Source organism: Microcystis sp. M53602_WE12 (genome assembly GCF_030065455.1).
In the GTDB taxonomy this organism is placed as follows: Bacteria; Cyanobacteriota; Cyanobacteriia; order Cyanobacteriales; family Microcystaceae; genus Microcystis; species Microcystis aeruginosa.
In genome coordinates, this window is the sequence record NZ_JASJFB010000728.1 from 1 (window position 1) to 11,881 (window position 11,881).

The window sequence follows — 11,881 nt, forward strand, 5'->3', positions numbered from 1 at the left end:
AATAATCCCCTAAAATCGGCTTCTTTAAACTTATTGTATAATCTGAGTAGAAATTTAGAAGCGTTATCGAAAAAAACACAGGAGGATAGGGAGTTTATTATGCGTTTAGCTCCACTTTACCAACAGGATAGGGAACAAGCGATTCAAGAGGGACTGAAAAGAGGACTACAGCAAGGTGTACAGCAGGGTCTTGAACAGGGTAGAATTCAAGAAGCCAATCTTGTTATTAGACTTCTTCAACGACGTTTCGGTGAAATACCGCAAAATCTTGAGGAAACCATCCGTAACCTTCCTGTGGAGCGGTTAGAAGACTTAGGACTCGCTTTATTAGACTTTGACACTTTGACGGATTTAGATAACTGGTTGCATCCGTGAGCAATGGCGATCATCTCATTCATCCTTGATTATTCTATAGTTAAGGGGTCCACATCGATCGCCATACTTACCTTGGGTAAAACTAAGCTTTTCAAAGGACGCAAAAGACCACCGATATCAGCCTTGTCTCCCGATAATTTTAACAGAATTTGCCAGCGATAACGGTTAGCCACGCGCATAATTGTTGCGGGTGCAGGTCCCAAAATATCCCAATCGGAACCCAAATTATTAACACATTCCTCCGCAACATTTTCGGCACTTTTCTGGACTGCTTCCCCATCTAAACCACTAAAGCGAATTAAGACTAAGCTGCCGTAGGGAGGATAATTTAAACTCTCTCTGTGCATTAATTCCGTCTCGACAAAACCCTCATAATCGTGGGTTTGCACTGCTCTAATCACGGGATGTTCAGGGGTATAGGTTTGGATAATTACCTTTCCTTCTCTTTCTCCCCTTCCTGCTCTCCCCGCTACTTGGGTGAGGGTTTGAAAAGCGCGTTCGGAGGCGCGATAATCGGAGTGATAAAGTAAACCATCGGCAGCCATAATTCCCACTAAAGTAACTCGCTCGATATCTAATCCTTTGGTGAGCATTTGGGTTCCAACTAGGACATCGAATTCACCATCAGTAAATAGTTTTAATAGTTCCCGGGGAGCATTTTTGTTGCGGGTGGTATCACTATCAAAACGCAAGCAACGCAAATCGGGAAATTCTTTGGTTAATTCTTGGGTGACGCGCTGAGTACCTGTACCAAAAAATTTTAGATAGGGAGAACCGCATTCAGGACATTGTTTCGGATGAATGCGACCATAGTTGCAGTAGTGACAGCGGAGTAATTCTTGCGCTCCCGGTTCGGTGTGGTGGTAGGAGAGGGAGACATCACAGTGGGGACACTCCAGCACATAACCGCAACTTCGGCAAGATACAAAAGTACTATGACCCCGGCGACTGACGAATAAAATTGCCTGTTCTCCCTTGTCGCGCAGGGTTTCCAGAGATGAACGCAGGGATTGACTAAAAAGAGAACGATTGCCTCGTTGCAATTCCCGTCGCATATCGACGATTTCCACCCTCGGTAAGGGGCGATTTTGGATGCGTTCGGGCAAAGATAGGTAAAGACTGGGATTAGCTTGGGATTCTAGCCATGTTTCTAGGGATGGCGTGGCCGAGCCTAAAATTACGGGACAATGGTTTAATTGAGAGCGCCATTTAGCCACGGTACGCGCGTGATAGGTGGGAAGTAATTGACTTTGTTTAAAGCTGCTATCGTGTTCTTCATCGAGGATAATCATGCCTAGATGGGGTAAAGGGGCAAAAATCGCCGATCTCGTCCCGATAATAACTTGCGGGGTTCCTGTCAACATCTGTCGCCAGGTATCGTATCTTTCTCCTTCCGAGAGGGCGCTATGATAAACATAGACTCGATCGCCAAAACGGGCCACAAAGCGATCGGTTAATTGCGGTGTTAATCCAATTTCGGGGACTAAAACCAAGGCAGATTTACCCGCTGCTAGGACAGGCGCGATCGCCTGTAGATAGACTTCTGTTTTACCCGATCCCGTCACTCCATGTAAGAGAGCGCTTTCACCACCTTTTAGGGTTTGAATGGCTTCTAAAGCCTGTTTTTGACTAGAAGTGAGTGTTTTTGGTTGATCCCTGCTCATAATCGCCGAGGATAAGCGCAGAAATTCCCGATCCTCAATCACCACATAACCCTTGTCAATGAGCGGTTTAAAATGTTTTGTCCCCGCGAGTTGTGCCAATTCTGGCAGCCACATTTCTCCTCCCTGATGACGGAGAATTTCGACAATTTTGCGCTGATTTTCAGTTAAATCAGCAGGAAAGTCGGTTATTAGCAGGGTAATGGCTTTTTTTTGTTTAATATTGGTACTTTTGGGTGCTTCTAGATAGCTTTCCACCCAACCGCGCTTAACTAAGTCTCGGATACCGTAATTGGCATTTTTTACTTTTTCTTGCAGGTATTTCGCCGAATAATCGCCTTCTTTTTGATTTTTTAGCAGGGATAAAATCTGACGGGAGAGGGGAGTACAAAAAACTTCCGCACCGGGGGGAATCGCTTCTGGTTTTAATCTGATGCGACGTTGGGAACTTCGCAGTAAACCCGTAGGTAAAGCGACGCGAACAACGGTGATTAAATCCGTCGCGTAGTATTGGGCGATTTTCGTCAATAACTGCCAATAATTATCGGGGAAAAAGCCCTTAGCAATCACATCTTCCACGGGACGAATTTGATTTTCTTCTAGTCCTGCGGGCAAATTTTCGAGAAATCTAAGAGCAATTCCCCCAATTACCTGAGAACCAAAGGGAACGCTTAAAATATCGCCGATTTCTACTGTTAAATCCTGGGGGATACTATAGGTTAATATTTGCTGATCCTCTTGACTATCTCTAGGATAAGGGCGATCAACCAAAACCTCTAACCACAGTTGCCCAGTTGTGGTTAATTGGTAAGGTGTGCGAGGTTCCGCTACAGTTAGAGTAGCACAGCGATCGAGCATGGTTATCAGTTATCAGTGGGAAGTGGGGAGTGGGAAGTGGGGAGTGGGAAGTGGGAAGTGGGAAGTGGGAAGTGGGGAGAATGGGGTATTTAAATTATAGTTTAAAGCTTGAGGGGAATAAAACCAGTTAATTTTCTCTAAAAACAGTTTAAATATTGCTTTTTTGCCCGCAAATTTTGATTTTTAGCCCGTGAAATCTTCCCAAATGATAATTATTGACTATTAGCTATTAAATCGCACCCTAGTTAGGGTTTGATTAATAAATCTAAAAACCTTGTTGGATAATATCTTTAGGCTTTTTTGAAATCAAAAAGTGCCAGATATGGGAGGGATCGGGGGGGAGAATTAGGCACTTTTTCCCTGAAACTTAGGTAATTGACCACCTGAAAATGGGTAAAACCCCACACCCCACACCCCACACCCCACACCCCACACCCTACCCCCAGGAAAAACTTTTTGCCGCAAACCCTAGTTAGTCAAAACTTGAGAATAGTTCTCAATAGAAAAAGCGAAGAATAGTCATAAAAAGCTGACTGCTATCTTGATTGTTAAGAAGCGTGATCTTTACCTAGTCAAATACCAAAAACCTTAGTTAGAGTGTATAAGTGGAAACCCTGAAAGTCTCCCCTATTCACCAGAAAATCTTATTGTCTGGTTCGGCGATTTGTAACCATCGACACAGAATCGCGCAATTATATCCCAGAAATGGCCGCCATTAATTAAGAAAACGTTTAAAAAATCTGCTCCCCGAAAATTCAATGTAACAATCAGCCCATTGGGAGAAATTGAGTTTCTCCCTGCTATTATAATCCCACTCCATCCATAACTGCTTATGAAAATCTCTAAACTAGCCTCTGATGATAATTTTAATCAAATCATTGCCCTGGAGACAAATCCTTTAGAACTAGACAGCGTGGATTTTGCTGAAAGAACTGACGAGGATATGACTGAATCTTTACCGGAAACCCTAAAAAACACTCGTGGGAGTAGTGGAACTGGATACGATAAAGGCAGCAATGAAGATACTGTTGGGGCATTTTTTAAAGAAATGGCCCGTTATCCCCTGCTTAATGCGGAAGAAGAAATTGAATTAGCCTACTCGGTTAAGTTTCTGATGGAAGCGGAAGAAGTGCGCCAAAAACTACAAGAAAATTTACATCGTCCCCCGACGAAAACGGAATGGGCGATCGCTTTAGAATTAGATAATGAACGTCAACTGGAAAACCGTCTTTATCGCGGACGAACAGCTAAACGGAAAATGATTCGTTCTAATTTGCGCTTGGTGGTTTCTATCGCTAAACGCTATTTAAATCGCGGAGTTCCTTTCTTAGATTTAATTCAAGAAGGTGCGATCGGACTCAACCGTGCGGCCGAAAAATTCGATCCCAATAAAGGTTATAAATTCTCTACCTATGCTTATTGGTGGATTCGACAAGCAATCACCCGCACCATTGCTAACGATGCGCGGACAATTCGTTTACCGATTCACATTGTCGAAAAACTCAATAAACTCAAAAAAGCGCAGCGCATTCTCAAGCAAGATTTACAGCGCAATCCCAATGAACGGGAACTCGCGGAAGCGTTGGAAACGACTCCCGAACAATTGCGGCAATTATTACAATTGCGTCGTCAATCTCTCTCTTTAAATCATCGTGTAGGGAAGGGAGAAGATACGGAATTAGTGGATCTGTTGGAAGATGATGATCTACAACTTCCCGAAGATAAAATGAATGAGATGATGATGCGTCAAGAAATTTTCGCAGTTTTAAGTGATGTTCTTACGGAACGGGAAAAAGATGTTATCTCCCTCCGTTATGGTTTAGCTACCAGTCAACCCTATACCCTAGAGGAAGTGGGGGGAATGTTCAATTTATCTCGGGAACGAGTACGTCAAATTCAAACTAAAGCGATGCGAAAATTACGTCGTCCTCAAGTCGCGCGTCGTCTGAAAGGATGGTTACATTAATAATTTTTTCTAACTCGTTCTCTCCTCTCTCCTTTTTCCAGGAGAGCTTTTTTTGTCGATATTTAGCTTAAAATTAAGATAAAGCTGATTTTCTCAGTAGATAGTCATAATACCTATGAACCGACATCTCCAACGGAAAGTGAAAACGGGAAAATATCAATCTCCAGAAAATCATCCTCTCATAGATGGAGAAACTTTTGTCACTGAAATTATCCATCGTTTTCAAACCATGGGAGATTAATATAAAATGGGTCGTTATAAGTAGGGAGGCACAATTATTGGTAGGATGGGTTAGCGGTAGCGTAACATGAGCGGGTGTTGGGTTTCATGCTTCAACCCAACCTACGTTCATCTTGTATTTAATTCCACCCACCCGCTTATCATAAATAAATATACTAGCTAGTCAGAAGCTGAATATAACAGGCAATTTCTCATCTATTTTTTCTAGTTCTGAATAAAATCAAATTAATTCAATATGTCCAAAAACTTTTGGTTAATTCCCGATAATATCTATTTTCTCAACCATGGTTCCTATGGTGCAACCCCTAGAATAGTCTTGGATTATCAGCAACAATTGCGGGAACGAATGGAAAGACAACCTTTAGCATTTTTGGGTAGAGAATTAGAGGGTTTATTAGATATTGCTAGGCAAAAATTAGCGGATTTAGTGGGAGTAAATAGCGATGATTTAGTCTTTGTTCCCAATGCAACCACAGCAGTGAATGCGGTATTAAATTCCTTAACTTTTCAGGAAAATGAGGAAATTCTGATCACCGATCAGACCTATAATGCTTGTGCTAATGCAGTTAAACATATAGCTAAAAGATGGGGATTAAAGGTAATTATCGCCAAAATTCCCTTTCCTGTGCAGTCTCCTTTAGAAATTAGTCAAGCAATTTTAGCATCTGTTTCTCCCCGGACAAAATTAGTAGTTTTAGATCATGTCACCAGTCCCACGGCCTTAATTTGGCCAATCGCAGAAATTGTGCAAGAATTAAATAATCGGGCCATTGATACTCTTATCGATGGCGCTCATGCTTTAGGTTTTTTACCCCTTAATATCAGAGAAATTAATCCCACCTATTATACTGCTAATTGTCATAAGTGGTTATGTAGTCCCAAGGGGGCTGCTTTTCTCTATGTGCGCGGGGATAAACAGCCAATAATTCGACCTTTAACTATTAGCCATGGAGCGAATTCCCCTCCACAAGATCGCTCCCGTTTTCAGTTAGAATTTGCTTGGATGGGAACCGATGATCCCACCGCTTATTTATCAGTGCCAAAAGCGATCGAGTTTTTAAATTCTCTCTCTATTGATGGTTTACTGGGTCTGATGGCGAGGAATCGTAATTTGGTTTTAAAAGCCAGAAATTTGCTTTGTCATGCCTTAGAGGTCAATTATCCCTGTCCAGAATCAATGATCGGATCAATGTCTTCAATTCTGATTCCTAGTTATGCTTGGGCAGCAGAAGATTTATCTAGACAACTGTGGGAAAAATATCAGATTGAAGTGCCGATAATTCCTTGGGGAGAAGCATCATTAATTGTGAGGATTTCTGCTCACTACTATAATTCGATCGAGCAGTATGAATATTTAGCTGGGGTTTTAAATTACTTGCTATTGCGGCCGTATCAAACCGATAATTGGTCTAAAATGCTTCTTGGATCATGGTTTCCTTGAGCATTTCTAAACCCTTTTTCACCCGACGGGAGACGGTAACGACACTAATGCCTAATTGTTCGGCGGTTTCCCGTTGAGTAAGATCCTTAAGGAAGACAAATTCGAGAATATGACGGGTTTTTTCTTCTAATTGAGCCAGTGCCTGTTGTAAACGAATGCGATCCTCTTGACAAAGTTGAAAGCTGCGATAACGGGGATCGGGAACGAGGTCTTTTAAACAAGTATTATTATCTTCATCGTTATTAACCGTCACATCGAGACTGAGGGGTTCACGGTTTTGGAAAGCCAGTTTTACCTCTTGCCATTCTTCGCTCGAAATATTTAAAGCGCGGGAGATTTCCGTATCATTGGGTTGACGATTGTGGATAGTCTGGAAATCCCGACGCACATTTGTCGCTTGTCTGCCTAAATCTAACCAACGACGAGGAATACGAACTGTATAACTTTTATCGCGCAGATGGTGTTGAATTTCGCCGCGAATATAGGGAATAGCGAAGGAGCTAAAAGCATGACCTTTGCTGCTATCAAAACGCTCGATCGCCCGAATTAGTCCCATAGAGCCAACCTGCACTAAATCTTCGTAATTTTCATGGCATTGATTAACCCAATGATGAGCTTCCCTTCTGACTAATCCTAGGTTTAACTCCATAATTTGATCCCGTAACTTATTATCTCCCGTTTTTTGGTATTTTTGAAACAGGGTAAGAGTTTCCAGTTTAAGATTTTCTTTATTTAGGACAGACATAGGGCGCTAACAGACTTAAAAAATATTGACTATAAAAGATCACTATTGTGCAATTAGCTTTGACCAATCCCAATACAGTCTAGATGAGAAGCGGTAAGCAATGTCAACAATGTAACTTACTACGATCATGATGATACGACCTTTATATAAAGACTTGTGTGATTTGACGCGGTCGACCAAGTATTTAAAGACACAGATAAGCTGAAACCCAGGTAATTAGGGTTGGCTGAACAGGTTGTTTCTAGAGACAGGGTGTGGGGTGTAGGGTGTGGGGTGTAGGGTGTGGGGTGTAGGGTGTGGGGTTTTATCGATTTTCAGGTGGTCAACTACCTAATTTTCAGGGAAAAAGTCCCTGAATTTTCCTCCCGATCCCCGCAATAGCTGGCACTTTTTGAGGGGAAAAAAGTCTAAGAGTCTTAATCCAACAAGGTTTTCAGATTTATTCAGCCAGCCCTATCTAGAAAACTACAACTCAAACAAAGGTAAACTCCGATCCTTATTTTTCGGCAATTTCGCCAGTAATCCTAAATGTTCGTAGGCGGCTGACGTCACTACGCGACCCCGGGGAGTACGATTAAGATAACCTATTTGTAATAAATAAGGCTCGTGTACCTCCTCGATCGTCTTGGCATCTTCTCCCGTGGCTGCCGCTACCGCTTCCAATCCCACGGGTTTACCTTGAAACTGTTGGATCATCGTCTTTAATACTAATCGATCGGTCCAATCTAAACCCATAGAATCTACATTTAATTGATTTAATCCCTCAGCGGCTAACTGGGGGCTAATCATAGTTTCTCCCTTCACCTGCACATAGTCGCGTACTCGTTTTAATAAACGATTGGCAATGCGTGGAGTTCCCCGACTGCGACGGGCAATTTCGATCGCACCCGCTTCAGTAATGGGAATATTAAAAATAGTAGCACTTCTGAGAATAATTGCCGTCAATTCCTCAACTGTATAGAAACGCAGACGTTGAATCATGCCAAAACGATCGCGTAAAGGGGAAGTTAAAGAGCCAACTTTGGTAGTAGCACCGATTAAAGTAAAGGGAGGTAAAGAAATACTGCGAATTTTCGCTGCTTGACCCTTACCAATCGTCACATCCAGCCGATAATCCTCCATCGCTGGGTATAATAACTCCTCCGTCACCCGATTCAGTCGATGAATTTCGTCGATAAAAAGAATATCCCGGGGTTGAAGATTGATCAGGATGCCGGTAATATCCCGGGGACGCTCTAAAGCGGGGGCGGCGGTAATGCGGCAATTTACTCCCATCTCGGCCGCTAAAATTAAAGCCATGGTGGTTTTTCCTAACCCCGGCGGTCCGTAGAAGAGTAAATGATCGATCGCTTCTTGTCTAGCTTTGGCCGCGGCGATGGTGACTTTTAGATTAGCCTTTAAGTCCTGTTGACCGATATAATCCTCTAGGGATTGCGGACGAATCTGCGCTGCTGCTTTTTCCGTTTCTTCTATAGTGGGATTGGGAGTGAGCAGATTTTCCTCGGCAGCCGGGGGGGAATTGTGCGATCGTTTGATGGCCATTGTTACAATCAAGAGTCTAGGATATGTTAGCGAAGCGGATTTTGCCTTGTTTGGATGTCAATAAAGGTCGGGTAGTTAAAGGGGTTAATTTTGTCAATCTTCAGGATGCTGGCGACCCCGTGGAGTTAGCCCGCTTGTATAATCAGGCAGGGGCCGATGAGTTGGTTTTTCTTGATATTACTGCTACCCATGAAGATCGCGACACGATTATTGATGTAGTCTATCGTACGGCGGAACAGGTTTTTATTCCTCTGACAGTGGGTGGCGGTATCCAATCCTTAGAAAATATTAAAAATTTGTTAAGAGCCGGGGCCGATAAAGTCAGCATTAACTCGGCTGCCGTGCGCGAGCCGAAATTGCTCGATCGAGCCAGCGATCGCTTTGGGAAACAGTGTATTGTGGTGGCGATCGATGCTAGACGACGTAAGGATGGGCATAACCCCGGTTGGGAGGTTTATGTTCGGGGTGGACGCGAAAATACGGGTATTGATGCTTTATTATGGGCGCAAGAAGTGGAAAAACGCGGGGCGGGTGAGTTGTTAGTTACCAGTATGGATGCTGACGGCACGCAAGCGGGTTACGATCTGGCCTTGACAAAAGCGATCGCTGAAAGGGTGGAGATTCCTGTGATTGCTTCGGGAGGAGCGGGTAATTGTCAGCATATCTACGAAGCATTGACGGAAGGGCGGGCAGAAGCAGCTTTATTGGCTTCTTTGCTCCATTATGGTCAATTAACCATCGCTGAGGTCAAAAATTATCTGCAAAATCACCAAGTCCCCGTGCGTTAGCTAGGGAAAATGAGAGCAAGATTTACAGAACTTAATCTGGTGATTGAGTCGCTTTTCCTGGAAAAGGATTTCTTCAGGCTGCAACCCAAGAAGAGCAAGGTTTAGACCTAAGCTAAGACACATTTTAACCCCTTACTGTTGCCTCTTGCCTAATCTCAACAAGCAATTTAAATTCCCGGGCAGTTTATTACCTAAAATGTCGGATGAATGCCCCGATCGAGAAACCGGCAAAAATCCCTGTTTTTAACTTCAGTCCGATTATCCCTGGGGAAAATTATGTATTAGAATAGATGAAAGTTAACAAAATTTAAAATATGTTAGTTCCGATTCTCATCTTTGACCTCGGTCTTGTGGCTTGGTCATTGCATCTGATGCAGCAAGCGTTCGACAAGCAAGAGTTTTCCTTGATGCTGGCGGGAACCTTGGTGGCAGCAGCGGCAGCAGCTATGTTAGTAGTTTATTTCCTCATGGGTCACTGTTTAACCTATTTAACCCAAATTCCGGCTCCTGTCTAAATGGGGGCGATTGTTTCACCATTGTCTTATCAGCGATCGCCTTGGCAGTGACAAATTTTTTTCTCGTCACCCCTTGACAAAATAATTCTATTTAAGCTATATTCAAAAATGGTCTTCGCGGGGTTATAGCTCAGTTGGTAGAGCACCTCAATGGCATTGAGGGGGTCAGCGGTTCGAATCCGCTTAGCTCCATACAGTTAGGATAAGAGTTTCAGGGTTGCTTGGACCAGAAAAGTAACGAGGAGATGCTAGATTGAAAGAGGATTTCTGGTTAGAAAAGTCTCTTTTTACCTCGATACTCTCTCAGGACAAAATTAATGAACCTCTTGCATAATTAATTTTTGAGGGTTCAAAAAAGGCAAAAACAAGGATTAAATTACATAAAATCTGTAAATAGACCGTTTAATTGATTATTATTCATTCTTAATTCTCCTGACTACTGACTCCTGACTCCTGACTCCTAACCCTAACAACAATTTTTGATTTTTACAAGAGGTCTAATGATAGAGCTTTTTAAGCAACTACCTCGTTGGTTGCGGCTAAGTCTAGTTTTTCCGCTCTTATTTCTCAATGGTTGGTTATTATTCCAATTATTTAGCTATCTAGAACCCTTAGTCAGTATTTTTGTCACTGCTAGTTTACTAGCTTTTGTCTTAGATGTTCCCATCAAACTGCTGCAAAGACGCGGGGTTAATCGCAGTGGTTCGATCGCTATTGTCTTTTTAATTGCCCTATTAATTTTGATTGTTTTAGGTTTAATTTTAATTCCCCAGATTGTCGAACAATTAAGCAGTTTAATCAATAGTTTGCCCCAGTGGATCGAGTCGGGAACCGAACAGATACAAAATTTAGAAAAGTGGGATAAAACTCAGAAATATGCGATTTATATCGAGCAATCAATCACCCAGTTATCGGAGCGACTAACCAATGTTTTACAAACTCTTAGCACTCAATTACTAAGCTTTGTGCTGGGAACTATCAACAGTATCCTAAACATTCTATTTGTTCTGGTTCTCACCGTCTTTCTTGTTCTCTATGGCGAACAAATTTGGGAGGGAATTTTAAGCTGGATTCCTGCTCCCTGGAATCTCAAATTAAGAACGATTATTCGTCAAACTTTTGAAACATATTTTGCTGGTCAAACCATTTTGGCAGGAATTCTCAGCCTTGCTCAAATTTTTGTTTTTGTGATTCTCAAGGTTGATTATGCCCTATTATTCGGGGTGGCGATCGGTCTAACTACATTAATTCCTTTTGCCAGTGCCTTTACCATTATTGGCATTAGTACCCTACTGATGTTTCAAGATTTTTGGTTAGGGTTAAAAGTTTTGACCCTGACTATTATTGTCGGTCAAATTAATGATAATGTCATCGCCCCTCGGTTAATGGGAGGTATGATCGGACTTAATCCCGTCTGGATTATTCTATCTCTTTTTATCGGTGGCAAAGTGGCAGGAATTCTCGGTTTATTGATAGCAGTTCCTATCGCTAGTGTGCTGAAAAGTACCATCGATATCATCCGCTCGCAGCAGCGGGAAAAAGAACCAGTAGTTTTCCTAGAAGAAACGGTGAAAAATTCCTCAGAGGAGGGCAAATAATCATAAATCCTGTTTAAAGGGAAGTGGGGTGTGGGGTGTGACCCCCCCACCCCCCCCGACATCGGGGGGGCAGGGGGGGGTGTGGGGTGTGGGGAGAACAAAGCTGCCTTTTGCCTTTTGCCTTTTGCCTTTTGCCTTTTGCCTGTCCTGAT

10 protein-coding genes and 1 tRNA gene are annotated in these 11,881 nt (G+C 42.7%); 8 read left to right on the forward strand and 3 right to left on the reverse strand.

The window, feature by feature from the left end:
• On the forward strand, positions 1-375 hold a 375-nt coding region (locus PX482_RS22525), incomplete at its 5' end, for a DUF4351 domain-containing protein (protein WP_288123038.1).
• Between the two features lie 29 nt (positions 376-404).
• Here PX482_RS22525 and priA read toward each other — a convergent pair.
• Positions 405-2,894 (reverse strand): primosomal protein N', encoded by a 2,490-nt coding sequence (gene priA, locus PX482_RS22530; RefSeq protein ID WP_002759680.1) that lies wholly within the window; start codon positions 2,892-2,894, stop codon positions 405-407.
• A gap of 832 nt (positions 2,895-3,726) precedes the next feature.
• Between priA and PX482_RS22535 the strand changes: the two genes are divergently transcribed.
• The 3 genes from PX482_RS22535 (at position 3,727) to PX482_RS22545 (ending at position 6,541) form a co-directional block, all read left to right on the forward strand.
• Positions 3,727-4,860 (forward strand): RNA polymerase sigma factor, RpoD/SigA family, encoded by a 1,134-nt coding sequence (locus tag PX482_RS22535; protein WP_002759679.1) that lies wholly within the window; start codon positions 3,727-3,729, stop codon positions 4,858-4,860.
• A gap of 115 nt (positions 4,861-4,975) precedes the next feature.
• Positions 4,976-5,101 (forward strand): hypothetical protein, encoded by a 126-nt coding sequence (locus PX482_RS22540; RefSeq protein ID WP_002759678.1) that lies wholly within the window; start codon positions 4,976-4,978, stop codon positions 5,099-5,101.
• 234 nt (positions 5,102-5,335) lie between these two features.
• A complete protein-coding gene (locus PX482_RS22545; protein ID WP_288123039.1) occupies positions 5,336-6,541 on the forward strand; it encodes an aminotransferase class V-fold PLP-dependent enzyme in 1,206 nt (401 codons plus the stop codon).
• Here the strand turns inward: PX482_RS22545 and PX482_RS22550 are convergent.
• Both PX482_RS22550 and ruvB read right to left on the reverse strand, forming a co-directional pair.
• Positions 6,510-7,286, reverse strand: a complete 777-nt coding sequence (locus PX482_RS22550) for an RNA polymerase sigma factor SigF (protein WP_002759676.1) — start codon at positions 7,284-7,286, stop codon at positions 6,510-6,512. The genes PX482_RS22545 and PX482_RS22550 overlap by 32 nt on opposite strands.
• 465 nt (positions 7,287-7,751) lie before the next feature.
• On the reverse strand, positions 7,752-8,828 hold the full coding sequence (ruvB, locus tag PX482_RS22555) for a Holliday junction branch migration DNA helicase RuvB (protein WP_002759675.1): 1,077 nt from the start codon (positions 8,826-8,828) through the stop codon (positions 7,752-7,754).
• A gap of 23 nt (positions 8,829-8,851) precedes the next feature.
• Here ruvB and hisF point away from each other — a divergent pair, with 23 nt between their 5' ends.
• The 4 genes from hisF to PX482_RS22575 all read left to right on the forward strand — a co-directional run bounded on the left by hisF (position 8,852) and on the right by PX482_RS22575 (position 11,729).
• On the forward strand, positions 8,852-9,616 hold the full coding sequence (gene hisF, locus PX482_RS22560) for an imidazole glycerol phosphate synthase subunit HisF (RefSeq protein WP_002759674.1): 765 nt from the start codon (positions 8,852-8,854) through the stop codon (positions 9,614-9,616).
• Between the two features lie 314 nt (positions 9,617-9,930).
• Positions 9,931-10,131 (forward strand): hypothetical protein, encoded by a 201-nt coding sequence (locus PX482_RS22565; RefSeq protein WP_002796074.1) that lies wholly within the window; start codon positions 9,931-9,933, stop codon positions 10,129-10,131.
• Between the two features lie 119 nt (positions 10,132-10,250).
• Positions 10,251-10,323 (forward strand) — tRNA-Ala (locus PX482_RS22570).
• A gap of 308 nt (positions 10,324-10,631) precedes the next feature.
• Positions 10,632-11,729 (forward strand): AI-2E family transporter, encoded by a 1,098-nt coding sequence (locus PX482_RS22575; RefSeq protein WP_288123040.1) that lies wholly within the window; start codon positions 10,632-10,634, stop codon positions 11,727-11,729.
• Positions 11,730-11,881: the final 152 nt, after the last annotated feature.

Excerpts from the sequence above, each read along its gene's own strand:
- PX482_RS22550 (WP_002759676.1), bottom strand. The coding sequence starts at position 7,286 with ATGTCTGTCCTAAATAAAGAAAATCTTAAACTGGAAACTCTTACCCTG.
- PX482_RS22545 (WP_288123039.1), top strand. The coding sequence starts at position 5,336 with ATGTCCAAAAACTTTTGGTTAATTCCCGATAATATCTATTTTCTCAAC.
- PX482_RS22565 (WP_002796074.1), top strand. The coding sequence starts at position 9,931 with ATGTTAGTTCCGATTCTCATCTTTGACCTCGGTCTTGTGGCTTGGTCA.
- PX482_RS22540 (WP_002759678.1), top strand. The coding sequence starts at position 4,976 with ATGAACCGACATCTCCAACGGAAAGTGAAAACGGGAAAATATCAATCT.
- PX482_RS22575 (WP_288123040.1), top strand. The coding sequence starts at position 10,632 with ATGATAGAGCTTTTTAAGCAACTACCTCGTTGGTTGCGGCTAAGTCTA.
- PX482_RS22535 (WP_002759679.1), top strand. The coding sequence starts at position 3,727 with ATGAAAATCTCTAAACTAGCCTCTGATGATAATTTTAATCAAATCATT.
- ruvB (WP_002759675.1), bottom strand. The coding sequence starts at position 8,828 with ATGGCCATCAAACGATCGCACAATTCCCCCCCGGCTGCCGAGGAAAAT.
- hisF (WP_002759674.1), top strand. The coding sequence starts at position 8,852 with ATGTTAGCGAAGCGGATTTTGCCTTGTTTGGATGTCAATAAAGGTCGG.
- priA (WP_002759680.1), bottom strand. The coding sequence starts at position 2,894 with ATGCTCGATCGCTGTGCTACTCTAACTGTAGCGGAACCTCGCACACCT.